The organism is Paeniglutamicibacter sp. NPDC012692, from assembly GCF_042901625.1.
GTDB lineage: Bacteria > Actinomycetota > Actinomycetes > Actinomycetales > Micrococcaceae > Paeniglutamicibacter.
The window spans coordinates 828,547-852,676 of record NZ_JBIBDE010000001.1 but is presented as its reverse complement, the minus strand read 5'-3'; the positions used below and the strand labels follow the sequence as shown (position 1 = coordinate 852,676).

The 24,130-nt window shown below is 66.7% G+C and carries 24 protein-coding genes; 12 read left to right on the top strand and 12 right to left on the bottom strand.

Annotated elements, in window-relative coordinates; translation table 11 throughout:
- Positions 1-9 precede the first annotated feature (9 nt).
- From uvrC to secG, 9 genes are all read left to right on the top strand, one after another.
- Positions 10-1,971: an excinuclease ABC subunit UvrC gene (uvrC, locus tag ACFY5D_RS03930; RefSeq protein ID WP_387525308.1), complete on the top strand. Its 1,962-nt coding sequence runs from the start codon at positions 10-12 to the stop codon at positions 1,969-1,971.
- A gap of 34 nt (positions 1,972-2,005) precedes the next feature.
- On the top strand, positions 2,006-2,899 hold the full coding sequence (gene rapZ / locus ACFY5D_RS03925; RefSeq protein ID WP_387525305.1) for an RNase adapter RapZ: 894 nt from the start codon (positions 2,006-2,008) through the stop codon (positions 2,897-2,899).
- Positions 2,900-2,905: 6 nt separating this feature from the next.
- Positions 2,906-3,946: a uridine diphosphate-N-acetylglucosamine-binding protein YvcK gene (gene yvcK / locus ACFY5D_RS03920; RefSeq protein WP_387525302.1), complete on the top strand. Its 1,041-nt coding sequence runs from the start codon at positions 2,906-2,908 to the stop codon at positions 3,944-3,946.
- Between the two features lie 10 nt (positions 3,947-3,956).
- On the top strand, positions 3,957-4,937 hold the full coding sequence (whiA, locus tag ACFY5D_RS03915; protein ID WP_387525299.1) for a DNA-binding protein WhiA: 981 nt from the start codon (positions 3,957-3,959) through the stop codon (positions 4,935-4,937).
- Positions 4,938-5,030: 93 nt separating this feature from the next.
- Complete coding sequence (locus tag ACFY5D_RS03910; protein ID WP_387525025.1) at positions 5,031-5,660, top strand: superoxide dismutase; 630 nt, start codon at positions 5,031-5,033, stop codon at positions 5,658-5,660.
- Between the two features lie 245 nt (positions 5,661-5,905).
- A complete protein-coding gene (gap, locus tag ACFY5D_RS03905; protein ID WP_387525296.1) occupies positions 5,906-6,919 on the top strand; it encodes a type I glyceraldehyde-3-phosphate dehydrogenase in 1,014 nt (337 codons plus the stop codon).
- A gap of 27 nt (positions 6,920-6,946) precedes the next feature.
- The gene (locus ACFY5D_RS03900; protein ID WP_387525293.1) at positions 6,947-8,179 is read left to right on the top strand and encodes a phosphoglycerate kinase; all 1,233 of its coding nucleotides are present in this window, start codon (positions 6,947-6,949) and stop codon (positions 8,177-8,179) included.
- Positions 8,176-8,991 (top strand): triose-phosphate isomerase, encoded by an 816-nt coding sequence (tpiA, locus tag ACFY5D_RS03895; protein ID WP_387525292.1) that lies wholly within the window; start codon positions 8,176-8,178, stop codon positions 8,989-8,991. Before ACFY5D_RS03900 ends, tpiA begins: the two co-directional genes overlap by 4 nt.
- 27 nt (positions 8,992-9,018) lie before the next feature.
- A complete protein-coding gene (gene secG / locus ACFY5D_RS03890) occupies positions 9,019-9,270 on the top strand; it encodes a preprotein translocase subunit SecG (RefSeq protein ID WP_387527552.1) in 252 nt (83 codons plus the stop codon).
- Positions 9,271-9,352: 82 nt separating this feature from the next.
- On the opposite strand, the gene ACFY5D_RS03885 is transcribed toward secG, so the two are convergent.
- From ACFY5D_RS03885 to tkt, 7 genes are all read right to left on the bottom strand, one after another.
- On the bottom strand, positions 9,353-9,736 hold the full coding sequence (locus ACFY5D_RS03885) for a hypothetical protein (RefSeq protein WP_387525289.1): 384 nt from the start codon (positions 9,734-9,736) through the stop codon (positions 9,353-9,355).
- 97 nt (positions 9,737-9,833) lie between these two features.
- Positions 9,834-10,592, bottom strand: a complete 759-nt coding sequence (gene pgl, locus ACFY5D_RS03880) for a 6-phosphogluconolactonase (RefSeq protein WP_387525286.1) — start codon at positions 10,590-10,592, stop codon at positions 9,834-9,836.
- Positions 10,582-11,523, bottom strand: a complete 942-nt coding sequence (locus ACFY5D_RS03875; RefSeq protein WP_387525283.1) for a glucose-6-phosphate dehydrogenase assembly protein OpcA — start codon at positions 11,521-11,523, stop codon at positions 10,582-10,584. The genes pgl and ACFY5D_RS03875 overlap by 11 nt, the downstream gene beginning before the upstream one ends.
- Positions 11,520-13,088, bottom strand: a complete 1,569-nt coding sequence (zwf, locus tag ACFY5D_RS03870; RefSeq protein ID WP_387525281.1) for a glucose-6-phosphate dehydrogenase — start codon at positions 13,086-13,088, stop codon at positions 11,520-11,522. Before zwf ends, ACFY5D_RS03875 begins: the two co-directional genes overlap by 4 nt.
- Before the next feature lie 129 nt (positions 13,089-13,217).
- Complete coding sequence (locus ACFY5D_RS03865; protein ID WP_387525278.1) at positions 13,218-14,843, bottom strand: glucose-6-phosphate isomerase; 1,626 nt, start codon at positions 14,841-14,843, stop codon at positions 13,218-13,220.
- A complete protein-coding gene (gene tal / locus ACFY5D_RS03860) occupies positions 14,840-15,955 on the bottom strand; it encodes a transaldolase (RefSeq protein ID WP_387525275.1) in 1,116 nt (371 codons plus the stop codon). The genes ACFY5D_RS03865 and tal overlap by 4 nt, the downstream gene beginning before the upstream one ends.
- 27 nt (positions 15,956-15,982) lie before the next feature.
- The gene (gene tkt, locus ACFY5D_RS03855) at positions 15,983-18,109 is read right to left on the bottom strand and encodes a transketolase (RefSeq protein WP_387525272.1); all 2,127 of its coding nucleotides are present in this window, start codon (positions 18,107-18,109) and stop codon (positions 15,983-15,985) included.
- A gap of 321 nt (positions 18,110-18,430) precedes the next feature.
- Here tkt and ACFY5D_RS03850 point away from each other — a divergent pair, with 321 nt between their 5' ends.
- Entirely contained in the window at positions 18,431-19,414 is a 984-nt protein-coding gene (locus ACFY5D_RS03850; RefSeq protein ID WP_387525269.1) for a heme o synthase, read from the top strand.
- Between the two features lie 75 nt (positions 19,415-19,489).
- On the opposite strand, the gene ACFY5D_RS03845 is transcribed toward ACFY5D_RS03850, so the two are convergent.
- The 4 genes from ACFY5D_RS03845 to ACFY5D_RS03830 all read right to left on the bottom strand — a co-directional run bounded on the left by ACFY5D_RS03845 (position 19,490) and on the right by ACFY5D_RS03830 (position 21,932).
- A complete protein-coding gene (locus ACFY5D_RS03845) occupies positions 19,490-20,053 on the bottom strand; it encodes a dihydrofolate reductase family protein (protein WP_387525267.1) in 564 nt (187 codons plus the stop codon).
- 147 nt (positions 20,054-20,200) lie between these two features.
- Positions 20,201-20,566: a YciI family protein gene (locus ACFY5D_RS03840; protein ID WP_387525264.1), complete on the bottom strand. Its 366-nt coding sequence runs from the start codon at positions 20,564-20,566 to the stop codon at positions 20,201-20,203.
- 279 nt (positions 20,567-20,845) lie between these two features.
- Positions 20,846-21,238, bottom strand: a complete 393-nt coding sequence (locus tag ACFY5D_RS03835) for a nuclear transport factor 2 family protein (RefSeq protein WP_387525262.1) — start codon at positions 21,236-21,238, stop codon at positions 20,846-20,848.
- Between the two features lie 532 nt (positions 21,239-21,770).
- Positions 21,771-21,932 carry a hypothetical protein gene (locus ACFY5D_RS03830; RefSeq protein ID WP_387525259.1) on the bottom strand — a complete coding sequence of 54 codons (162 nt, stop codon included), beginning with the start codon at positions 21,930-21,932 and terminating at the stop codon, positions 21,771-21,773.
- Positions 21,933-22,471: 539 nt separating this feature from the next.
- On the opposite strand from ACFY5D_RS03830, the gene ACFY5D_RS03825 reads away from it, so the two are divergent.
- Both ACFY5D_RS03825 and ACFY5D_RS03820 read left to right on the top strand, forming a co-directional pair.
- Positions 22,472-22,654 carry a hypothetical protein gene (locus ACFY5D_RS03825; protein ID WP_387525256.1) on the top strand — a complete coding sequence of 61 codons (183 nt, stop codon included), beginning with the start codon at positions 22,472-22,474 and terminating at the stop codon, positions 22,652-22,654.
- 2 nt (positions 22,655-22,656) lie between these two features.
- Positions 22,657-23,376, top strand: a complete 720-nt coding sequence (locus tag ACFY5D_RS03820) for a flavodoxin family protein (RefSeq protein ID WP_387525253.1) — start codon at positions 22,657-22,659, stop codon at positions 23,374-23,376.
- Here ACFY5D_RS03820 and ACFY5D_RS03815 read toward each other — a convergent pair.
- Positions 23,304-23,855: a hypothetical protein gene (locus ACFY5D_RS03815; RefSeq protein WP_387525250.1), complete on the bottom strand. Its 552-nt coding sequence runs from the start codon at positions 23,853-23,855 to the stop codon at positions 23,304-23,306. The two genes, ACFY5D_RS03820 and ACFY5D_RS03815, sit on opposite strands and share 73 nt — an antisense overlap.
- Between the last annotated feature and the right edge of the window lie 275 nt (positions 23,856-24,130).

Below are 24,130 nucleotides of genomic sequence, written 5' to 3'. Positions count from 1 at the left end.
AGCGCAGACGTGGCAGACCCGAAAAGCTACAGACCCCAGACCGGGGACATCCCGCTGAATCCCGGCGTCTACCGCTTTCGCGACGAGGTCGGGCGGGTCATCTACGTCGGCAAGGCCAAGGTGCTGCGCTCCCGGCTGAACTCGTACTTCGCCAACCCCGCCGGGCTGACGCCCAAGACCCACGCCATGGTGCACACCGCATGCTCGGTCGAGTGGACCGTGGTGGGCTCCGAGCTGGAGGCGCTGCAGCTGGAGTACACCTGGATCAAGGAGTACAACCCGCGCTTCAACATCGTCTTCCGCGACGACAAGTCCTACCCGTACCTCGCGGTCACCATGGGGGAGACCTACCCGCGCGCGCAGGTCATGCGCGGGGACAAGCGCAAGGACACCAAGTACTTCGGCCCGTTCTACCCGGCCAAGGCAATCCGCGAGACCCTGGACACGCTGCTTCGCGTCTTCCCGGTGCGCAGCTGCTCGATGGGCGTCTTCAAGCGCGCCGAATCCTCCGGCCGGCCCTGCCTGCTCGGCTACATCGACAAGTGCGCGGCCCCCTGTGTCGGCCGGATCAGCGCCGAGGACCACAAGAAGCTCGCGGCCGAGCTCTGCCAGTTCATGGGCGGGGAGGGCACGCGCTTCATCAAGGAGCTCGAGGGCAAGATGGTCGACGCCGTCTCGCGGCTCGAGTACGAGCAGGCGGCCCGCTACCGCGACGACATCGCCGCGCTGCGCCGCGTCTTCGAGCGCAACGCGGTGGTGCTCGCCGAAAACACCGAGGCCGACATCTTCGCCGTGCACGAGGACGAGCTCGAGGCCGCCGTCCAGGTCTTCCACGTGCGCAACGGGCGCATCCGCGGCCAGCGCGGCTGGGTCGTCGAAAAGGTGGAGGACTCCACGCCGGCCGAGTTCATCGAACACCTGCTCACCCAGGTCTACGGCGAGGCCGACGGCGACGACAGGATCCCGCGCGAGGTGCTGGTCCCGGTGCTGCCGGAAAATGCCGACGAGGTCTCTGCCTGGCTGCACGAGCGCCGCGGCTCCGCCGTCTCGCTGCGCGTGGCCCAGCGCGGGGACAAAGCCACGCTGGCCGAAACCGTGCGGGAGAACGCCGAACAGGCGCTGCGCCTGCACAAGTCCCGCCGCGCGGGGGACCTGAGCACCCGCTCCGCCTCGCTGCAGGAGCTCCAGGACGCCCTGGGCCTGCCCAGCCCGCTGCTGCGCATCGAATGCTACGACGTCTCCCACGTGCAGGGCACCAACGTGGTGGCCTCCATGGTGGTCGTCGAGGACGGGCTGCCCAAGAAGAGCGACTACCGGAAGTTCTCCATCACCGGGGACGCCGCGCGCGACGACACCGCGTCGATGTACGACGTGATCTCCCGCCGCTTCAAGAACTACCTGGAGGAATCGGCCAACATGGTGCCGGTGGTCTCCGGCGAATTGGACATCTCCGACGCCGCGGCCAAGGCCCCGGCCCGCCGCTTCGCCTACCCGCCCTCGCTGGTCATCGTCGACGGCGGCCCGCCGCAGGTCGCCGCGGCCACCCGCGCGCTGGCGGACCTGGGCATCGACGACATCTACGTGGTGGGCCTGGCCAAGCGGCTGGAGGAGCTCTGGCTTCCGGACGACGAGTTCCCGGTCATCCTGCCGCGCGCCTCGCATGCGCTGTACCTGGTCCAGCGCATCCGCGACGAGGCGCACCGCTTTGCCATCACCTTCCACCGCAAGAAGCGCTCGGTCTCCATGATGGCCTCCGTGCTCGATGAGATCCCGGGCCTGGGCCCGGCCAAGCGCGACGCGCTGCGCAAGCACTTCGGCTCGGTCAAGAAGATGCGCGCCGCGTCCGTGGAGGAGCTGACGGAGGTCCCCGGCGTCGGCCCGGTGCTTGCGGCGACGATCCACGAGGCGCTGGCAGGGTCCGGCGACGCGGCCCCTGCGGTCAACATGACCACCGGAGAGGTGCTGGACTAACCGTTCACGCCGCAATCGCGACTAGGCTAGGAACATGACCACCGAGCTTTCCCCCGTGAAACCAGCAGAGACCGAACTACTAGTCATCACCGGCATGTCAGGTGCCGGGCGGACCACTGCCGCCCATGCGCTGGAGGACCACGGATGGTACGTGGTGGAGAACCTGCCGCCGGCGCTGCTGGGCACCCTGACGGAGCTCGTCGCCCACTCGGGCGGTTCCATACCCAAGCTGGCCGTCGTCATGGACGTGCGCTCCAAGTCGCTCTTCCCGCAGCTGCGCGAGGCGCTGCATTCGCTCAGCGCCGCCGGCATCACCTACCGCGTGCTGTTCCTCGAGGCCGGCGACGACCTGCTGGTCCGCCGCTTCGAGCAGGGCCGCCGCCCGCACCCGCTGCAGGGCGACGGGCGCATCGTCGACGGCATCGCCAAGGAACGCGAGGTGCTGCGCGAACTGAAGGAAACGGCCGAGATCGTGCTGGACACCACCGAGCTCTCGGTGCACGACCTGGCCCGCTCCGTCACCGAGCTCTTCACCGATTCCGGCCCGATCGTGCTGCGCCTGAACGTCATGAGCTTCGGCTTCAAGTACGGGGTCCCCACCGACGCCAACTACGTGGCCGACGTCCGCTTCATCCCCAACCCGCACTGGGTGCCGGAGCTGCGCCCGCACACGGGCAAGGACAAGCAGGTCTCCGACTACGTGCTCAACGCCAAGGGCGCCGGCGAATTCATCGGGCACTACATCGCCGCGCTGGAGCCGGTCTTCGAGGGATACCGCCGCGAAAACAAGCACTACGCGACCATCGCGATCGGCTGCACCGGCGGCAAGCACCGCTCGGTGGCCACGGCCGAGGAGGTCGGGCGCCGGCTGGCCCAGCTTCCCGGCGTCCGCGTCAACGTCACGCACCGCGACTTGGGCCGCGAGTAGACAGCCATGGCGTTCTTCACCGGCCCCATCCCGATCCAGCCGCCCGCGCGTTCGGCCGAGGACAACCAGCTGGTCCGCGTCGTCGCGCTCGGCGGCGGGCACGGGCTTTCCGCATCGCTCTCCGCGCTGCGCCGGCTCACCACTGACCTGACGGCCATCGTCACGGTCGCCGACGACGGCGGATCCTCCGGGCGGCTGCGCGAGGAACTCGGCGTGCTGCCGCCGGGGGACCTGCGCATGGCCCTGGCCGCGCTGTGCGACGACACCGACTGGGGCCGGACCTGGCGGGACGTCATGCAGCACCGCTTCACCTCCGCCCCGGATTCGGCGGCATCGCTCGACCAGCACGCGGTCGGCAACCTGCTGATCGTCGCGCTCTGGGAGCTGCTCAAGGACCCCGTGGCCGGCCTGCGCTGGGCCGGGGCCCTGCTCGGTGCCCGCGGCCAGGTGCTGCCCATGAGCACCGTCCCGCTGACCATCGCCGGGGACGTGCTCGAGGACGCCGGCCCCCGGGGCCTGGTGCGCCGCCACGTCGTGGGCCAGGCGAAGCTGGCGACCGCGGGCGGGGAGGGACTCGTCTCGAACGTCCGGCTGGAGCCGGCCGACGCGCCGGCCTGCAGCGAGGCGCTCGAGGCCATCGAGCTTGCCGACTGGGTCGTGCTCGGCCCGGGCTCCTGGTACACCTCGGTGCTTCCGCATTTGCTGTTGCCGGAAATGCGCCAGGCGCTCGAGTCGACCCCGGCCCGGCGCCTGCTGACCATGAACCTGGCCACCGACACGGCGGAGACCGCGGGCATGGACGCAGCGGCGCATTTGGAGGTCATCTCGCGCTACGCGCCCGACCTTCGGCTCGACGCCGTTTTGGCGGATCCGTCCACGGTGGCGGATCATGAGAGTTTCACCCGCGCGGCGGCCCGGCTAGGTGCACGCACCTTTTTCGGTAAAGTAGGGGTTGGTGCCGGACGAGCCGTCCACGACCCCTTGAGACTTGCCGCCGCGTACCACGACGTTTTCACGACGTTCAATACAGACGAGCCCAGCAGTTAGGAAACAATCCATGGCACTGACGGCTTCCGTCAAGGACGAGCTGTCCCGCCTTGATGTTCGGAAATCATCCGAGCGCAAGGCCGAAGTTTCCACCATGTTGCGTTTCTGCGGTGGACTTCACATCATCTCCGGACGCATTGTCATCGAGGCCGAGGTCGACCTTGCCTCAACGGCCCGCCGCCTGCGCGCGGCCATCGCCGAGGTCTACGGCCACACCTCCGAGATCCTCGTGGTTTCCGGTGGCGGCCTGCGCCGCGGCAACCGTTACGTGGTGCGCGTGGTTCGTGACGGGGAGGCCCTGGCACGCCAGACCGGCCTGCTCGACGGCCGCGGCCGACCCGTGCGCGGGCTGCCCTCGGTCATCGTCAACGGCTCGACGGCCGATGCCGAGGCCGTCTGGCGCGGAGCCTTCCTCTCCCACGGTTCGCTCACCGAACCCGGCCGTTCCTCGGCCCTGGAAATCACCTGCCCGGGCCCGGAGTCCGCGCTTGCCCTGGTCGGCGCCGCGCGCCGCCTGGGCCTGGTGGCCAAGGCCCGCGAGGTTCGCGGCGTGGACCGCGTCGTCATCCGCGACGGCGAGGCCATCGCCCAGCTGCTCACCCGGATGGGTGCGCACGACGCGCTGATGGTCTGGGAGGAACGCCGCATGCGCAAGGAGGTGCGCGCCACCGCCAACCGCCTGGCCAACTTCGACGACGCCAACCTGCGCCGCTCGGCCCAGGCCGCCGTTGCCGCCGGGGCCCGCGTGGAGCGTGCCCTGGAGATCCTCGGCGACGAGGTCCCCGAGCACCTCAAGTACGCCGGCGCGCTGCGCGTGGCGCACAAGCAGGCGAGCCTCGACGAGCTCGGCCGCATGGCCGATCCCGTGATGACCAAGGACGCAATCGCCGGGCGCATCCGCCGGCTCTTGGCCATGGCCGACAAACGCGCCTCTGAGCTGGGAATACCTGGCACGGAGGCGAGCGTTCCACTAGACATGCTGGAAAACTGACCGGCAGCGAGATTTTCCGCTTCAGTGCGGAGATGCAGTAACCACGTTGAATTGCATCCAATGTTCCGGGTGCACAGAGAATGAGGAGTCATTTTGGCTATTTACACCTTGCCTGAGCTGCAGTACGACTACGCGGCGCTGGAGCCGAGCATTTCGGCGCGGATCATGGAGCTGCACCACAGCAAGCACCATGCCGCCTATGTCGCGGGCGCGAACACCGCGCTGGAGCAGTTGGCGGAGGCCCGCGAGAAGGGCGAGTTCGGGAACATCCCGAAGCTGTCCAAGGACCTGGCGTTCCACCTGGGTGGCCACACGAACCACTCGATCTTCTGGAACAACCTGTCCCCGGAGGGCGGGGACAAGCCGGAGGGCGAGTTGGCCGCGGCGATCGATGACGCGTTCGGTTCCTTCGATGCGTTCCGTGCGCACTTCACGGCGGCGGCGATGAGCCTGCAGGGGTCGGGTTGGGCGTTGCTGGGCTTCGAGGGCCTGGGTGGCCAGTTGGTCATCGAGCAGCTGTATGACCAGCAGGGCAACGTGCCGGTGGCGACGACCCCGTTGTTGATGCTGGACATGTGGGAGCACGCGTTCTACCTGGATTACGTGAACGTGAAGGCCGATTACGTGAAGGCGTTCTGGGACATCGTGAACTGGGCGGATGTGTCGGCGCGTTTCGAGGCGGCACGTGCGGGTGCGGCGACGTTGATCGTCCCGGGCAAGTAGAAACAAGCCTGTAATAAAACATGACGGTCGTTACGTCCGTCACATCGAGCGCCGAAATAGCGTAAGATAAGAACAACGTGTTTTTCGGGTCTCACGGCCTGTGTCGTGAGACCCGAAACAACCCGGCCGGCATCAGCCGGCGACACAACGGAGTGTCATTATTCCAAGCCACTCCGTTATGCATGCCCCCTCCAGGGGTGTATCCGGCGGCTGTGGCAACACCACTCTGTCTAGGAGACATTCACGTGACTACCCGTGTTGGCATTAATGGTTTCGGACGCATCGGACGCAACTTCCTGCGAGCCAGCCTCGCCAATGGCGCAGACATCGAAATTGTCGCAGTCAACGATCTCGGTTCGATCAACGATCTGGCCATGCTCGTCAAGTACGACTCCATCCTCGGCCGCCTGAACGAAGAGGTCTCCGTTGACGGTGCCTTCATCGTCATCGGCGACAAGCGCATCAAGGTGCTTTCCCAGAAGGACCCGGCACACCTGGGCTGGGGAGACCTCGGCGTGGACGTCGTCATCGAGTCGACCGGCTTCTTCACCAAGGCATCGGACGCCGAAAAGCACCTGCAGGCAGGCGCCAAGAAGGTCATCATTTCCGCCCCGGCTTCCAAGGAAGACATCACCATCGTCATGGGTGTCAACCACGAGAAGTACGAGGCAGACAAGCACCACATCATCTCCAACGCCTCCTGCACCACCAACTGCCTGGGCCCCGTGGCCAAGGTGCTCAACGACCAGTTCGGCATCGTCGAGGGCCTGATGACCACCATCCACGCGTACACCGCGGACCAGCACCTGCAGGACGCCCCGCACAAGAAGGATCCCCGCCGTGCCCGTGCCGCAGCGCTGAACATGATCCCGACCTCCACCGGTGCCGCCAAGGCCATCGGCCTGGTGCTTCCGGAGCTCAAGGGCAAGCTCAACGGCTATGCAATGCGCGTTCCGGTCCCGACCGGTTCGGCCACCGACCTCACCGTGACCCTGGCCCGCGAGGCCAGCGTCGAGGAGATCAATGCAGCCTTCAAGAAGGCAGCCGAAGAGGGGCCGCTCAAGGGCTTCCTAAAGTACTCGGAGGACCCGCTGGTCTCCACCGACATCGTCCACGACGCCCACTCGGCGATCTTCGATGCCGGCCTCACCACCGTGATCGGTACCACCGTCAAGGTGGTTGCCTGGTACGACAACGAGTGGGGCTACTCCTCTCGCCTGGTTGACCTCGCGGAATACGTCGGCAGCCAGCTCGGTTAGTCCGAGCGATTCGGATAACCTAGTCTCATGACTTCCCACACTCTCGACGAACTACTCGCCGACGGTGTCCTCGGGCGGCGCGTTTTGGTCCGTAGCGACCTGAACGTGCCGCTCGATGGCGTTACCGTCACCGACGATGGGCGTGTACGCGCCTCCATCCCCGTGGTGCAGAAGCTGGCCGAGGCCGGCGCCCGCGTCATCGTGATGGCTCACCTGGGCCGCCCCAAGGGCGAACCGGATGCCAAGTACTCAATCGCCCCTGCCGCCACCAGGCTTGCCGAGCTCTCCGGGCTCGACGTGCGGGTTGCCGCCGATGTCGTGGGCGAATCGGCCAAGCAGCTTGCCGCTGAATTGACCGACGGCGCCGTGCTGGTGCTGGAAAACGTGCGTTTCGATGCGCGCGAGACCTCCAAGGATGCGGCGCAGCGCGCCGAGTTCGCCGCCGAGCTTGCCGCGTTGACCGGCGAGAACGGCGCCTACGTGAACGACGCCTTCGGTGCCGTGCACCGCAAGCATGCCTCGGTCTTCGACATCGCGGCGCTGCTTCCGGCCTACCAGGGCGACCTGGTTGCCACCGAGGTCCGGGTCCTGAAGACCCTTACCGAGGCTCCGAAGCGCCCCTACGTGGTGGTTTTGGGCGGCTCGAAGGTTTCCGACAAGCTGGCCGTCATCGACAACCTGCTGGGACGCGCCGACCACCTGCTGATCGGCGGCGGCATGGCCTTCACCTTCCTCAAGGCCCAGGGCCACGAGGTCGGCGGCTCGCTGCTTGAGCAGGACCAGTTGGAAACCTGCCGCGGCTACCTCTCGCGCGCCAAGGAACTCGGCTGCGACATCGTCCTGCCGACCGACGTGGTTGTCGCCTCCAAGTTCGGTGCGGACGCCGAGCACGAGGTGCTGGCCGCCGACAACATCGAGGGCGGCGCCTTCGGTGCCACCGGCCTGGGCCTGGATATCGGCCCGGTCTCCGGGGAAACCTTCGCCAGCTACATCAAGAGCGCCAACACGGTGTTCTGGAACGGCCCGATGGGGGTCTTCGAGATCCCGGCGTTCGCGAACGGCACCCGTGCCGTGGCCGGTGCGCTGGCCGATTCCGAGGCGTTCAGCGTCGTCGGTGGTGGCGACTCCGCCGCGGCCGTGCGCACCCTGGGCTTCAACGATGACGACTTCGGTCATATTTCAACGGGCGGCGGTGCCTCCCTGGAATACCTCGAGGGCAAGGAACTGCCGGGCCTGACAGCCCTGGAGGGTGCCAAGTGACAACATCGACCAACGGCGTGTTTGACCGGAAGCCGCTGATTGCCGGCAACTGGAAGATGAACATGGACCACGTCCAGGGCATCACCCTGTTGCAGAAGCTGGCCTGGACGCTGGCCGACGCGGAGCACGACTTCGACCGCGCGGAGGTGGCCGTCTTCCCGCCGTTCACCGACCTGCGCGGCGTGCAGACGCTGACCATGGGCGACAACCTGCCGGTGCGCTACGGTGCACAGGACCTGTCGGCGCACGACTCCGGTGCCTACACCGGGGAAATCTCCGGCCAGTTCCTCTCCCGCCTGGGCTGCAGCTACGTGCTCGTGGGCCACAGCGAACGCCGTGCCCTGCACGGCGAGAGCAACGAGTTGCTGGCAGCGAAGATCGCCGCGGCCTACCGCCACGGCGTGACCCCGGTGCTGTGCGTTGGTGAGGGTCTGGACATCCGCCAGGCCGGAACCCACGTCGAGTACACGCTCGAGCAGCTTCGCGGCTCGCTGGCCGGCGTGACCGCCGAACAGGCCGAGACCCTGGTGGTCGCCTATGAGCCCGTGTGGGCCATCGGCACCGGCGAGGTCGCGGGTCCGAAGGACGCGCAGGAACTGTGCGCAGCGATCCGCGTCGAGCTGGCAACGTTGTTCGGCGACGAGGTCGCCGGCAAGGTCCGTGTGCTCTACGGCGGTTCCGTGAAGGCCAACAATGCGGCGCAGATCCTTGCTGAAAAGGACGTTGACGGCGTGTTGGTCGGCGGAGCCAGCTTGGACGCCGCAGAATTTGCTAACATTGTTAGGTTCGAGCACCACCTGGTGACCGAGTAATCGCCACCAGCTGATTGAAGGGCAATGATGGACGCCATCAAGATTGTTTTGCAGGTACTTCTGGGAATCACCAGCCTGCTGCTTACGCTGCTGATCCTTTTGCACAAGGGACGCGGCGGCGGCATGTCCGACATGTTCGGCGGCGGCATGACCAGCTCGCTGGGTTCCTCCGGCGTTGCCGAGCGCAACCTGAACCGCATCACGATCATCCTGGGTCTGACCTGGGTCACCGTGATCATCGGTCTGGCCCTGGTCATGCGCTTCAACATCGAATCCTAGTTTTCACCGCATAAAAGTGAAGGACGGCCTCCCCTCGGGGAAGCCGTCCTTCACTTTTCTGTAGGCTCAGGTTATTGGTGGCTTAGTTGTTTGTTGGACCGGTCGAATCGGGCGGCCTCGTGAATCGCGCCGAGAATGCTGCGCCGAACCGATCAATCCGGCGACTCAAGTACCTGATGAAACCGGTGAAGTGGGCGATGGCGAGGCCACCGAGCATGGAAATCATGATGCTCAGTATTCCCGTCCGTGTCGCCTCCGCACCAAAGTTCAACCCCCACGATTCGGTGAGTGACGCAATACCTGGCCACCAGGAGATCTCAAAAATACTCGACATTGCCTGCACCAGCACCAAACAGATAAAGAGCAAAGACCCGAGCAGACTCTTGCTTCGCAATGTGGCAAAAAAGATCGTGAGGTACACGGCAGCGGCCAGGCCGCCCACCGTGCCATGCAGAATTTGATCCAACAACCGTCTCCTTCGTTTAAGCCGAAGCGGTCATTGCGACACCCCTGGATTACTGGGTGCCGCAACGACCGCCATCGTCGAGCTTCGAGGGCTGCTACTAGATCAGCGCGGCGGCCGCCCGGTCCATGAGCCACCAGGTGCCCTGCGTGCCCTGGACGCCGGAGGCGGGGACGCGCTCACGCGTCGCCTCGCCGCCCAGCGCAACCGCAGCGGCGGGTGCCTTGTCGGCGCCGGCCACCACGAGCCACACCGCACGGGCGGTGTTGATCGTCTCGAAGGTCAGTGAGACGCGCAGCGGCGGCGGCTTGGGGGAGTCGTGCACCCCGATGACGCCGGCGCCGGTGGTTGCGGCTCCCGCGTGGTCCGGGAAGAGCGAAGCCACGTGCGAATCCGGACCCATGCCCAGCATCAGCACGTCGAACACCGGAAGGGTTGAACCGCCCGCGTCGGCGGCCTCGGCGGCAAGCACCTCGGCGTAGGCCGTGGCGGCGTCCTCCGGGGTGGCGAACTCGTCGCTGGAACCCATGACGTGCACGCGCCCGCGGTCAAGGCCGTGGCCATCGAGCACCGAGAGCAGGACCTCGGCCTGGACCGCGTTGCGGTCGGGGGAGCCGGCCTCGACGAAGCGCTCGTCGCCCCAGTAGAAGTTCACGCGCGACCAATCCACCGCTGCCAGCGCGGGGGAATCGGCGACGGCCTTGAGCGAGGCGATGCCCAGCGTGCCGCCGGTGAGCACCACGGTGGCCTCCCCGCGGGTTGCCTGGGCGTCCAGGATCGCGGTGATGAGCCGCGCGGCGACCGCCGCGGCGGTGGCGGGCAGGTCCGGGTGGACGACGATGTGGCGTTTAGCGTTCACTTGGGCGGATGCTCCTCAGGTTGGTGCGCTTCAGGCCCACGCGCACGACCTCGCCGAAGACCTCGTCCGGGTCGAGCCGGCGCATTTCCTCGGCCAGGCAGTCTGCGACGGGGCGCTGCGGCAGCGAAATCAGCTGGGGCTTCTGGCCCGGCTGGTAGAGCTCGGCCACGTCGCCGACGGGCCGGGAGAGCTCGATGTCGCCGCGGTCGCGGGTGAAACGCACGGAGCGCACGCCGGTGCCCTCCGGGGCGGATGCGATCGTGACGGGCACGTCCAGGCACAGCGTCAGCCAAGCCGCGAGCAGCACCGTGGAGGGGGAGTCCACGGCGCCCTTGACGGTCACGCCCGTGACCTCGGAGGGATCGAGCTGGTCGAACACGGCGGCCAGCTGGGCGCGCCACAGGGTCAGCCGGGTCCAGGCCAGGTCGGTGTCGCCGGCCCGGTAGGAATCCGCGAGGGTGAACAGCGCCTTGCGCGGATCGGCCTCGGCGCCGGAGTCGGTGATGCGGCGGTGGGCGATCCTGCCCAGCGGGGTCTGCGAGGCGTTCTTGGGCACGCCGTGCGGCCACCAGGCCACGATCGGCGCGTCGGGCAGCAGCAGCCCGGAGACCAGCGACTCGTCGACGCGGGCCCCGGGGCCGTAGGTGTGCATCACGATGACCTCGGAGGCGCCGGCGTCGCCGCCCACGCGGATCTGCGCGTCCAGCCGGGTCTCGCCGGTGACGCGGCCCTTGACGACCACGAGGATGCGGCAGGGGTGTTCGCGGCTGGCGAGGTTGGCCGCGGCGATCGCGTCCTCCTCGAAGCCGGCGCGGGTGATGACCAGCAGCGTGAGCACGCGCGAGAGCGCGACGACGCCCTGGGCCTGCCGCATGGCGACAAGCTGCTTGGAGATCTTGGAGGTGGTGGTGTCTTCCAGTTCAACGATCATGGCCGGCGCCATGTCCTTCCGTCGCGGGCCAACAATTCATCGGCGGATGCCGGTCCCCAGGAACCCGGGGCGTAGGGTTCGGGCTGTTCGGGCAGCGATGCCCAGTGCTCCTCGAACGGGTCCAGGATGCGCCAGGACTGCTCGACTTCCTCGTGGCGCGGGAACAGCGGGGGCTCGCCGAGCAGCACGTCGAGGATCAGGCGCTCGTAGGCCTCGGGGGAGGACTCGGTGAAGGCGTGGCCGTAGCCGAAGTCCATGGTCACGTCGCGCACCTCCATCTGGGTGCCCGGGACCTTGGAGCCGAAGCGGATGGTCGCGCCCTCGTCCGGCTGGACGCGGATCACGATGGCGTTCTGCCCGAACTCGTCGTCCTTGTGGTCGCGGAACAGGAGGTTGGGCGCGCGCTTGAAGACCACGGCGATCTCGGTGACGCGGCGGCCCAGGCGCTTGCCGGCGCGCAGGTAGAACGGCACGCCCGCCCAGCGGCGGGTGTTGATCTCCAGCTTGATGGCCGCGTAGGTCTCGGTCTTGGACGCCGGATTGAAGCCCTCCTCGTCCAGGAAGCCGGTGACCTTCTCGCCGCCCTGCCAGCCGGAGGTGTACTGGCCGCGGGCGCTGGAGTGGGACAGGTCCGCGGGAAGGCGCACCGCGGTGAGCACCTTCTCCTTTTCGCTGCGCAGGTGGTCCGCGTCGAAGCTGATCGGCTCCTCCATGGCGGTGAGCGCCAGCAGCTGCAGCAGGTGGTTCTGGATGACGTCGCGCGCGGCACCCACGCCGTCGTAGTAGCCGGCGCGCCCGCCGATGCCGATGTCCTCGGCCATGGTGATCTGCACGTGGTCCACGTACTTGGAGTTCCACAGCGGCTCGAAGAGCTGGTTGGCGAAGCGCAGCGCCAGCAGGTTCTGGACGGTTTCCTTGCCCAGGTAGTGGTCGATCCGGAACACCGCGTCGGGCGGGAAGACCGACTCGACGATCTCGTTCAGCTCGCGCGCGGACAGCAGGTCGTGGCCGAACGGCTTTTCGATGACCACGCGGGACCAGCCGGCGGGCTCGGCGTCGGTGTCCTCGGCGCGGGCCAACCCGTGCTTGGAGAGCTGCTCGCAGACCTGCTCGAACGAGTTCGGCGGGATGGAGAGGTAGAAGGCGTGGTTGTGCCCGGTGCCGCGGGTCAGCGCGAGCTCGTCGAGCGTCTCGCGCAGGTTGATGAAGGCGGCATCGTCGTCGAAGCCGCCGGAAATAAAGCGGAAGCCGCTGGCCAGCTGTTCCCAGACCGTCTCGTTGAAGGGGGTGCGGGCGTGGTCGATGACCCAGCCGCGCGCCTGGGCCGCGAACTCCTCGGGGCTCCAGCCGCGGCGGCCGAAGCCGACCACTGCGAAGTTCGGGGGGAGCAGGCCGCGGTTGGCCAGGTCGTAGACGGCCGGCATGAGCTTCTTGCGGGCCAGGTCCCCGGTGATGCCGAAGAAGACCAGGGCGGAGGGCCCGGCAATGCGGTTCAGCCGCCGGTCCCGTCGGTCGCGCAGGGGATTGGGGTGCTGGCCGGAGGGGCCGGGTGAAGAATCAAGCATTCGAGGAAGCGCCTTCAACTGTTTTGGTGCCTGTGGATCACGTGGGTGCGAAAGTGGGTATTACCCGATCGGGTGTGTGGCGTGCGGGTTGCCCCGCGCGCCACACACCCGATCGTTGTGGGCCAAGGCCTAAACCAGGCCCTGAATGATCTTATCCAATTGTGCGATGCCCGATTCCTTGTCGCGCAGGTGAAGGCGCAATACCGGGCGTCCGAGGTCCGCCAGCACCTTGGCGTCGCCGGACGCCTGGGCGGAGATCAGTTCCCCGAAGGTGAACGGAAGCCCCGGGATGCTCAGGTCCATCGCGGAGTCCGCGGTGACCTGCAGGTAGGCCCCGATGCGCGGCCCGCCCTTGTGGAACTGGCCGGTCGAGTGCAGGAAGCGCGGGCCCCAGCCGAACGTCACCGGTCGGCCGGTAGCCGTGGCCAAGGCCGGGCGGATGCCTTCCAGCGACGCATCGCCGTGGCGGTCCAGGTAGGCCTGGACGCTCAGGTAGCCGTCGGCCGGAAGCGCCGCCAGCAGGGCGCGCAGTGCGCCCTCCAGGTCGGTCACGCCGTCCAGCAGCCCGTCGGAGGCCCGGACCTCGATCGCGTCCTGGCTCAGCGCCGCCGGAACGGGTTCCGGGGTCGCCTCCAGCAGTGCGCGGGCGGCGACCTTGGCGGCCTCCACGTCCGGCTGGTCGAACGGGTCGATGCCCAGCAGGCGCCCGGCAACGACCGTCGCGTACTCCCAGAGCAGCATCTGCGCACCGAGCGAACCCGAGATGCAGACCGAGGCGGAGTCGGAATCGACGTCGTCGTCGGTGAGCATGCCGGTGTCGGAGACCAGGCGGATCTGCAGCAGGTCGGCCGCGGTGCTGGTGGTCTCCGGCGCGCGGTCCTCCACGACGACCGGCAGCACGCCGGTTTCGGACTTGCCCGTGGATTCGGCGATGAGCTGTTCGGCCCAGTCGGCGAAACCCACCAGGCCAGAGCCCTCGTCGGCGAAGATCAGCTTGTTGCGCAGCGGCACGGTGCCGGCCATGGCCGCGCCCAGGGCGAGGGCGATGTTGTCCTCGTCGTCCTCGGCCAGGAACTCGGCGGCGGCCGCGGCCTCCTCCAGGAACTCCTCGATGTCCACGCCGGCCAGGCCCGCGGGGACCAGCCCGAACGCGGTCAGCGCCGAGTAGCGCCCGCCGACGTTCGGGTCGGCGTTGAACACCGCGCGGTAGCCGGCGGCGCGGGAGGCCTTGTCCATCGGGGAACCGGGATCGGTGACCACGATGATGCGGCGGGTCGCGTCGACGCCGGCGTCGTTGAACGCCTGCTCGAAGACGCGGCGCTGCGAGTCGGTCTCCACGGTCGAGCCCGACTTGGAGGAAACCACCAGCGCGGTGGTCGCCAGCCGGTCGGCCAGGACGCCAGCGACCATCTCGGGATCGGTGGAATCGCAGACCACGAGTTCGACGTCGTAGGTCGCGGCGATGACCTCCGGTGCCAGCGAGGAACCGCCCATGCCGGCGAGCACGATGCGGTTCACGCCCTCGGCACGCAGCTCGTCGCGCAGCGCAAGGATGCCGGGCACCAGCGCGGCCGACGTCTCCGCGGCGTCGACCCAGCCCAGCCGGATCGAGGCCTCGGCCTCGGCGGCCGGGCCCCAGAGGGTCGCGTCCTTCGCGGCGATGCGGCTTGCCACGGCGTCGGCGACCAGCGTCGGGACGTGCAGTTCGATGGCGGCCTGCGCGGCGCCGGTGGCGATGAAGCCGAGCGAACTCATTTCCCTGCTGCCTTGGCCAGCGAGGCGTCGAGGTCGGCGAGCAGTTCGTTCCATGCGGCCTCGAACTTCTCCAGGCCCTCGACCTCGAGCTTGGCGACGACGTCATTGTAGCTCACGCCCAGGGCGGCAAGCTCGTCGAGCACCGCGTTGGACTGCCCGTAGGTGCCGGTGACGGTGTCCCCGGTGATCACGGCGTGGTCGGCGGTGGCCAGCAGGGTCTTTTCCGGCATGGTGTTCACGGTGTTCGGTGCGCACAGCCCGGTGACGTAGAGGGTGTCCGGCAGGGCCGGGTCCTTCACGCCGGTCGAGGCCCACAGCGGGCGCTGCGCGTTGGCGCCGGCGGCGGCCAGCACGTTCCAGCGCTCGGAGGAGAAGGACTCCTCGTACACCTGGTAAGCCAGCACGGCGTTGGCCAGGCCGGCCTTGCCGCGCATGGCAAGGGCTGCGTCGGTGCCGATGGCGTTTAGGCGTGCGTCGATTTCCGAGTCCACGCGGGAGACGAAGAACGACGCCACCGAGTGCAGCTTGGACAGGTCGTGGCCGTTGGCCTTGGCGGCCTCCAGCCCGGTCATGAACGCGTTGATGACGGCGCGGTAGCGCTCCAGCGAGAAGATCAGCGTCACGTTGACGGAGATGCCGGCGGCCAGGGTCTCGGCGATGGCCTCCAGGCCCTCGACGGTCGCCGGGATCTTGATCAGCACGTTCTCACGGTCGACCAGCTTGTACAGCTCCTTGGCCTCCGCGATGGTCTCCGCGGTCTTGCGGGCCAGGCGCGGGTCGACCTCGATCGACACGCGGCCGTCGGCGCCGTTGGTCGCGGCGGCGATCGGTGCGAACAGGTCGCAGGCGGCGGCGACGTCGTCGCTGGTGATCTTGAACACGGCCTGCTCGGCGTCCATGCCCGCGGCCGCCAGCTCGGCGACCTGCGCGGCGTAGGACTCGCCGTCGGACAGCGCCGCGTGGAAGATCGACGGGTTGGTGGTCACGCCCACGACGTTCTTCTCCGCGATCAGCGCGGCCAGCGAGCCGGAGCTCAGGCGTTCGCGGGAGAGGTCGTCGAGCCAGATGGAAACGCCGGCGTCGGAAAGGGCCTGGGTGTTGGGGTTGCTCACGGTTCTAAGTCCTTCGAGTCGGTCTGGTTACTTGGCAGCGGCGACGGAGCCGGCGGCAATGGAGTCGAGCGCCGCGGCGGTGATCGCCTCGGTGGTGATCCCGAACTCGGAGTACAGGCGCTTGTAGTCGGCCGATGCACCGTAGTGGTCGAGCGAGATGATGCGTCCGGCATCGCCGACCAGTTCGCGCCAACCCATGGCGACGCCTGCCTCGACGGAGACGCGGGCCTTCACGGCAGCGGGCAGCACGGATTCGCGGTAGGCGGCATCCTGCTTGTTGAACCATTCCAGGCACGGGATGGAGACGACGCGGGTGGCGACGCCCTGGGCCTGCAGTGCCTCGCGGGCCTCGACGGCCAGCGAAACCTCGGAGCCGGTGGCCAGCAGCAGCACCTCGGGTGCGACGACCTCGCTGTTGGCGGTCGCGTCGGCGAGCACGTAGGCGCCCTTCTCGACGCCCGATGCGGCACCGAAGCCGAGCTGGCTGCGGTCGTAGACCGGCAGGTTCTGGCGGGAGAGGATGATGCCGGCCGGGTTGGAAGTGGTCTCCAGGATCTTCTTCCACGCGTAGGAGACCTCGTTGGCGTCCGCCGGGCGGACCACGTCGAGGTTCGGGATGGCGCGCAGGGAAGCGAGCTGCTCGACGGGCTGGTGCGTCGGGCCGTCCTCGCCCAGGCCGATCGAGTCGTGGGTCCAGACGTAGATCGACGGGACGCCCATCAGCGCCGAGAGGCGGATAGCCGGGCGCTGGTAGTCGGAGAAGATCAGGAAGGTGCCCGAGTAGGCACGGGTCGGGGAGGCAAGGGTGATGCCGTTGACGATCGCCGCCGCGGCGTGCTCGCGGATGCCGAAGTGCAGCACGCGGCCGTAGGGGTTGCCGGTCCAGGACTCGGTGGAGCGCGAGGCCGGGATGAAGGACGCGGCGCCCTCGATGGTGGTGTTGTTCGAGCCGGCGAGGTCGGCGGAGCCGCCCCAGAGCTCGGGCAGCACGCCGGCGACGGCGTTGATGACCTTGCCGGAGGCCGAGCGGGTGGCAACGTCCTTGCCGGCCTCGAACTCGGGAAGGTTCTCGTCCCAGCCGGCCGGCAGCTCGCCGGATTCCAGGCGCGCCAGCAGGGCGGCGTTCTCCGGGTTGGCGGCGGCCCAGGCGTCGAAGCCGGTCTGCCAGGCGGCGCGGTCCGCGGTGCCGCGGTCCTGCACGGAGCGTGCGTGCTCCAGCACCTCGGCCTCGATGGCGAAGGATTCCTCGGGGTTGAAGTCCAGGGCCTGCTTCAGGCCGGCAACCTCGGCGCCGCCGAGCTTGGAACCGTGGATTCCGCCGGTGTCCGCCTTGGTCGGCGAAGGCCAGCCGATGACGGTGCGCAAGCTAATGATCGACGGGCGGTTGGTCTCGGCCTTGGCGGCGCGCAGCGCGGCGTCCAGCTCGGCGAGGTCCTCGACGTAGTTGCCGGTCTTGGTCCAGTCGACGCGCTGGGTGTGCCAGCCGTAGGACTCGTAGCGGCCCAGGACGTTCTCGGTGAACGCGACGTCGGTGTCGTCCTCGATGGAGATGTGGTTCTCATCGTAGACAACGACGAGGTTGCCGAGTTCCTGGTGGCCGGCCAGCGAGGAGGCCTCGGAGGTGACGCCCTCCTGGAGGTCGCCGTCGGAGGCGATGACCCAGACGGTGTGGTCGAACGGGGAGGTGCCCGCTGGTGCGTCGGCGTCAAGCATGCCGCGCATGCGGCGCTGGGCGTAGGCGAAGCCCACGGCCGAGGCCAGGCCCTGGCCCAGCGGGCCGGTGGTGATTTCCACGCCGGCGGTGTGGCCGTACTCCGGGTGTCCGGGGGTCTTGGCGCCCCAGGTGCGCAGTGCCTCGAGGTCTTCCATTTCCAGGCCGTAGCCGGAGAGGAAGAGCTGCAAGTAGAGGGTCAGCGACGTGTGGCCGGGGGAGAGCACAAAACGGTCGCGGCCGATCCAGGCCGGGTCGCTCGGGTCGTGGCGCAGGTGTTGCTGGAAGATCAAATAGGCGGCCGGGGCCAGCGAGATGGCCGTTCCCGGGTGTCCGTTTCCTACCTTTTCGACCGCGTCTGCGGCCAGCACGCGTGCGGTATCGACGGCTCGCTGGTCAAGGCCGGTCCATGCGAAATCGCTGGTGTCTGCTAGTGGCGCCACGATGTGGGTCCTCCCTATATAAGGTCTGCATCAAAAACTATGGTGGGCGGATTTCCCGCCATGAAGCACAATGCCGCCGGACCGACCCGGGTAATCACTGGGTGGTTTCGGCGGCGTCGCAACCCTCCAACCCTATCGCGATTGGGTGGGTAATTGCCCGTTTGAGACCACAACTTGAAGATTATGGAAGGCCGTTTCGGGTCCGATGGAGACATAGAACACCGCGGGTGACCCCGAAGCGGGTGTTCACCGGCCGAATTCTACGTCGCGTAAAAGGGTATGATAGGCCTGTCTGTCTTATTTCCCCGTAGAACTGAGTGCATGTCTGTGAAGACCGTTTCCGTTGAATCCGCAACGACTGCTCGTGCAGCTCGTCAGCCGAATGAATCGGTGGGCGACTTCGTTTCGCGCAAGGCCAAGGCGTATTTTGCGCTGACGAAGCCGCGCGTGGTCGAACTCCTGCTCGTCACCACGTTGCCGACCATGATCTTCGCCGAACGCGGCTTCCCGTCGATCACCCTGGTGCTGGCCACGCTCTTCGGCGGCGCCATGGCCGCGGGCGCATCGGGTGCATTCAATTGCTACATCGACCGCGACATGGACAAGGTCATGAAGCGCACCAAGGGGCGCCCGCTGGTCACCGGCGAGGTCACCCCGCGCGAGGCGCTGGTCTTCGCCTACCTGCTGGGCATCGCCTCGCTGGTGGTGCTGTGGGTCGGGACCAACCCGCTGACCACGGCCCTGGGCCTGGCCGCGATCCTCTTCTACGTGGTGCTGTACACGCTGATCCTCAAGCGCCGCACGGCCCAGAACATCGTTTGGGGCGGCATTGCCGGCTGCATGCCTGTGCTCATCGCCTGGGCGGCGGTCACCAACAAGATCGAATGGCCCGCCATCATCTTGTTCCTGATCATCTTCCTGTGGACCCCGCCGCACTACTGGCCGCTGTCCATGAAGTATGCGGACGACTACAACGCGGCACACGTGCCGATGCTCGGCGCGATCTCCACGGCCCGCAAGGTCTCCGTCCAGGTCGTCCTCTACGCCTGGGCCACCGTCGTCTGCTCGCTGCTGCTGGCCCCGATGGGCTACGCGGGCATCGTCTACACGGTCCTGGCCGGCGTCAGCGGCGCCTGGTTCATCTACGAGTGCCATGTGCTCTACCGCGAGGCGCAGCGCGACCACGAGCCGGCGGACATGAACAAGAAGGCAATGAAGGTCTTCCACATCTCCATCACCTACCTGACGCTCGTGTTCATCGCCCTGGCGATCGACCCGTTCGTGGGCGGCCCGCTCTTCGGCTAAGCGCGTTTACCACTTCCTGGCGGCCCTCCGGTTCAAAATCCGGTGGGCCGCTTTTTTGTGTGCCGGCCGGCGGTTTCAGTCGGACCCGCCACGGGCGCGCCGGTAGCGTTCGAAGACCACGCGCGAGCCGAATGTCCTGGTCTCGATGAGGTCCAGCGGAAGGGTTTCGGCGATCGGCGGCAGGAAGGGCGTGCCGCCACCGACGACGACCGGATTGCGGAAGATGCGCAGCTCGTCGACGAGATCGAGCCCGATCGCCTCCGCTGCCAGGTTTGCTCCGCCGATCGACACGTCCTTGTCGGTCGCGCCGAGCGCCGCGGCGATTTCCTCGGCCACCGATGCCTTGGCGAGCCGGGCGTTGCCCTGGACGGAGTCGAGGGTGCGGCTGAAAACGATCTTCGGGAGGGCGCACCATATGTCGGCGAATGTCGCGTCGAGTTCGTTGCTGCGCATCGCCGGATCGGTCTCCCAGACGAGCATGGTTTCGTAGAGCCTGCGGCCGCACAGGTAGGTGCCGAGTTCGCCAACCTGGGAGATGTGGAAACGAAACTGCTCCTCGGTCAGGTCGGTCCAATCGAACCGGCCCGCGCGGTCGTTGATGAAGCCGTCCACGGAAACGCCCATCGAGTAGATCAGCATGGGTTCACGACCATCGCATTCTCTGACATACGGGCACGATACCGACCCCCGGTCCCGGATGTCCATGACCGGAACGCCGGCTTGGTGTTCCCGACGATCGCGACTTCACCGTGGATTGAATCCCGGTACCCGATGTGAGGCGTCCGTTCAGGCGGGCTCGTCCTGGAACGCGCGTAACTCGACACGGCCCGCGCACGCCTTGGAGGCGTCCTTGGCCCATTCCAGTGCGGCATCGAGGTCGTCGGCCTCGATGACCCAGAAACCGCCGAGGTATTCCTCGAACTGGGCATGCGGGCCGTCGGTCACGACCGGTGAATCGCCGGTGTTGTCGACCGTGGTGGCCGTCTGGATGGGTTGCAACCCTCCGGCGAATACCCATGCGCCCTCGGCGCGGAGCCTGTCGTTGAACGCATCGACCGCGGCAATGATCGGCTGGATCACGGAGGGGTCCATGGTTTCCATCGTGGGGGCCTCGGCCGTGTTGTGGCTTACCGAGATCATGTACTGGGTCATGTCGTTACTCCTGCATCGGGTCGGCTCGGGCGGCTGCCAGCCACTCTACCTAGGAGCCGGTGGCCTCCGGTAGGCGTTTCTTTCAGCGAATTTTGGGGCCTTTCTTCGGCTTTTGGACGACGCCCATTGCCTCCGCGCCCGGAGGGGCGAAGTAGTCGACCAAGAACGCCGGCGCCGGGGTAGCAAGACGCATCGGTGCGGTGCCAAGAACTGCCCCCCCGGCGTGGCTGCCTGCAGGATGAGGGTCGCCTTCAACTGCGGCTTGGGACACACTGGAACTCAGGCCCAGAACTCGTCCACTTTGGCCGGATCATCGAAGAACTCCCGGCCCTCTATGACCTTTCCGTCCCGGAGCACGAACACGATGGCCGTGGCCATGTCCAAGGTTTTTCCGTTGTTTTCGGCACGGCTTTGCTGGAGCCCCACCGTGTGGTTTTCCCCGCCGACGATGTCCCGGAGGGTCGCTTGGAAAGAGCCCCGGGAACGCTTTTCCAGCTCGCCGAAGTAAGCAAAGACGGCGTCGCGTCCTTGCTTCGTCCCGGACAGCGCGCCGCTTCCGGGGGAGTACCAGATTGCGTCCTCCGCGAACAATTCGCCAAGTGCCGCCAGATCTCCTGCGTTGAAGGCCTCGTATCCCCGCCGAACCAGTTCGGCGTTTTCTGCAGCTCCCATGTCAGACATCTCTTCGTCTCTGTTGTCGGTCGTGTTGGAACGGCTCAAGACTATTCGGGGCTCAGATGCCTGTCGATGGGGGAGGACTCCAAGGTTCGGGACCCGCTTTAGGGTGCTCCCGGTTCGACGGCCGCCCGGTGCGGACTTGCCTCGTTCGGCAAGTTTCCGGCCCCGGTCGGCCTTCCCACCGTTCGAGCCTTCCAGCAACAACAAGGCGATGCAGTCATGGGCTGGCTTCTCCAACGGATCGCCACCCGCGGTTAGGTCTTGACCCGCATCGGGCTCATTCCAATGGGACCCATTGCCCCGACCGCGTCAGGCACCGGATTCGTGTTGTCGCCGGTGACCGAGTTCATGGCGTCGGAGCTCTTGTGTCGGTGGTCCGGGCCGAGCGCGTGCCCATTTCGTGGACGATGGTGGGCAGCGTCCCGTTGTCGAGTGTCTGCCCCCAGCGGCTGGGTTTACAGGGTGATGATTGCCGTTTCCATGTAGTCGCCGTTCCCAGCCAGTCCGTCTCTCCATCCGTGTTGCGTTAGCGGCTGCCGTCTTCCACAACGGCCACGCGGTTCGCACCGCCGGAGCACTTCTGGAGCGCCACCACGTTCAGGCGGGAACTCTTTGACCAGATGGCGGTGGCTTCGGCCACCATCCCGGCGTAGCGTGCGGACAGCTGTCCCGTTTCGAACTCCACCACCAGCTCGGATCTGGCCGGCTTCGGCTACGGCTTGACGGGGGAGTCCTTCTGCTCGATGCCCTGCAGCTTTGTGCCCGCCGGCGCCACGCAAGTGCCCGGACCGAAGTCCGGATCCCCATCTTTGCCCGCCGAGCCCGAACAGGCCGTCAGGAACAGCCCCGGGGCAACCAAGGTGGCGGACAGCGCCCAGCGGGCAGTCGCGACGCGTTGGCGCCGGTAAGGTGAATGACCCCTGAAACTAGGGATTTCGAGATTGGTTCGAATCGACAATCCCGATGCATGCCGTCCAACGCGCTTGGGTTTGCGCGGCCGGGGAAATCCGTTTTGTCATTTCAGAAGCCCAATGAAGTCGCCTTAGAGGAAAATGACACCCGACCCCCCCAAAACGACGCCGGCCTCTGACAGTCCTGATTCCCGCACGCCGTTAGTGAAACGCCGGTGGGCTGGTGGCCATGAAAATTCTCTAGCAAATGGCTGGGGCTCGGCCGTATGTTGGGAACATCCCAAGAAATATTCATCCCCCCACTGCGGAGGCAGCCATGTTCCATGACACCCATGCGTACAGCGGCTTTTCGATCGACGAGATTGCCCCGGCGAAAATCTTCTATGCCAACACGCCCGTGGAAACGGATGTTGCGGGGATCTTCCGCGGCGACCGAGCTTTGATTGACTGGTTCACGGACCCGGCCGGAAACACTCTTTGCGAGTTGCAGGGCGCCTGAGAATGGCAACGAACGCGAAGGACTATTCGGATCTGCGTGCCGTGTACTTCAATGGAACGCTGAAGAAATCGCCACAGACTTCCAACACCGACGGGTTGATTTCCATCAGCCGGCGAATTATGGAAAAACAGGGCGTGTCCACGCAACTCTTCCGAACGATAGATCATGACATTGCCACAGGCGTGTACCCGGATATGCGTGAGCACGGCTGGGACACGGATGCCTGGCCAGAGATCTACGGGCAGGTGAAATTGGCCGACATTGTGATTGTGGCCGGCCCCATCTGGCTGGGGGACAACAGCTCGCAGACAAAGAAGCTGATTGAGCGTCTGTACGCCCAGTCCGGGGATCTGAACGAGAAGGGCCAGTGGGCGTTCTATCCGAAAGTGGGCGGTGCCCTCATCACGGGCAACGAGGACGGCATCAAGCACTGCGCAATGAACATCCTCTACAGCCTCCAGCACGTGGGTTTTTCGATCCCGCCGCAAGCCGACGCCGGCTGGATTGGCCCGGTGGGTCCGGGCCCCAGTTACCTCGACGAGGGATCGGGCGGGCCGGAAAGCGATTTCACCAACCGCAACACCACCTTTATGACGTGGAACCTGATGCATTTGGCCCGAACGCTCAAGGACGCCGGCGGTATACCCGCCTATGGCAACCTTCCGGAGGAATGGAAGGCAGGCGCCCGGTTCGACTTCGAAAACCCAGAATACCGCCTGTGACAGCGGCACATTGTGCAGGCCTGCAGCGATTCCTCGATGCCCCGGATGGTTTGATCAGGAACCGCCGCCCAGGCATCACCTATGTAGCCCTGGTGCAGCCCCTTCACCGGGTTGCTGGGTGTGGGAACGAGGAATCTGCCCGGCTTCCGAAACCACAGGGACCGGCCACCGCATCCGCTGCTGGTCTGGTAGGCAATGGTTAGCACCTGCGCGGTGGTGCATCCAAAGGCGAAGCCGGTGACATCCGTGGGGACCCGGTTCGCCACGCCGTTGAGAAGGATGGGCCGGTTATCGTCGGAGCGGCCGTCAACGGCGTCCCTCACGTTGGAGATGATCACTGCTGGTGAGTACATGCCCATCCCCAACAGGGTGCTGCGGATGATCCATGCTGAGCCGGCCTCCACAGCGAGGAGGCCAGCAGCGGCGTCCAGATAGGTCTTGTTGCCGACGAGGGGACTAGCGCCCTTGTGCGCGGTCACGCAAACTGAGGGCTCCTGTCGTGGGTGCTGTAGAACAGCGTGGCGGACGCATCCTGCTTGAGGGCACCGAACATCTCCGTTGTGTAGACAGCGACGTTCGCATGTTGGGCAATCAGGTCGGCGCTCCCGCCGAGTGCCACGCGCACCGGATCTGGCGCTGGCGCTGGGGAACCTCGCCGTCGAATTCATTGAGGTCCGTATCGCATTTCAGGTCAACGACCCGCCACCCGAGCAAGAACGGGAAGAAATCCACCGCTCCTGCCTGAATCCGCGGG

Excerpts from the sequence above, each read along its gene's own strand:
- whiA (WP_387525299.1), top strand. The coding sequence starts at position 3,957 with ATGGCACTGACGGCTTCCGTCAAGGACGAGCTGTCCCGCCTTGATGTT.
- zwf (WP_387525281.1), bottom strand. The coding sequence starts at position 13,088 with ATGCTTGATTCTTCACCCGGCCCCTCCGGCCAGCACCCCAATCCCCTG.
- rapZ (WP_387525305.1), top strand. The coding sequence starts at position 2,006 with ATGACCACCGAGCTTTCCCCCGTGAAACCAGCAGAGACCGAACTACTA.
- ACFY5D_RS03820 (WP_387525253.1), top strand. The coding sequence starts at position 22,657 with ATGGCAACGAACGCGAAGGACTATTCGGATCTGCGTGCCGTGTACTTC.
- ACFY5D_RS03850 (WP_387525269.1), top strand. The coding sequence starts at position 18,431 with ATGTCTGTGAAGACCGTTTCCGTTGAATCCGCAACGACTGCTCGTGCA.
- ACFY5D_RS03875 (WP_387525283.1), bottom strand. The coding sequence starts at position 11,523 with ATGATCGTTGAACTGGAAGACACCACCACCTCCAAGATCTCCAAGCAG.
- ACFY5D_RS03835 (WP_387525262.1), bottom strand. The coding sequence starts at position 21,238 with ATGGGAGCTGCAGAAAACGCCGAACTGGTTCGGCGGGGATACGAGGCC.
- ACFY5D_RS03825 (WP_387525256.1), top strand. The coding sequence starts at position 22,472 with ATGTTCCATGACACCCATGCGTACAGCGGCTTTTCGATCGACGAGATT.
- yvcK (WP_387525302.1), top strand. The coding sequence starts at position 2,906 with ATGGCGTTCTTCACCGGCCCCATCCCGATCCAGCCGCCCGCGCGTTCG.
- ACFY5D_RS03900 (WP_387525293.1), top strand. The coding sequence starts at position 6,947 with ATGACTTCCCACACTCTCGACGAACTACTCGCCGACGGTGTCCTCGGG.
- ACFY5D_RS03845 (WP_387525267.1), bottom strand. The coding sequence starts at position 20,053 with ATGCTGATCTACTCGATGGGCGTTTCCGTGGACGGCTTCATCAACGAC.
- ACFY5D_RS03840 (WP_387525264.1), bottom strand. The coding sequence starts at position 20,566 with ATGACCCAGTACATGATCTCGGTAAGCCACAACACGGCCGAGGCCCCC.
- ACFY5D_RS03865 (WP_387525278.1), bottom strand. The coding sequence starts at position 14,843 with ATGAGTTCGCTCGGCTTCATCGCCACCGGCGCCGCGCAGGCCGCCATC.
- secG (WP_387527552.1), top strand. The coding sequence starts at position 9,019 with ATGGACGCCATCAAGATTGTTTTGCAGGTACTTCTGGGAATCACCAGC.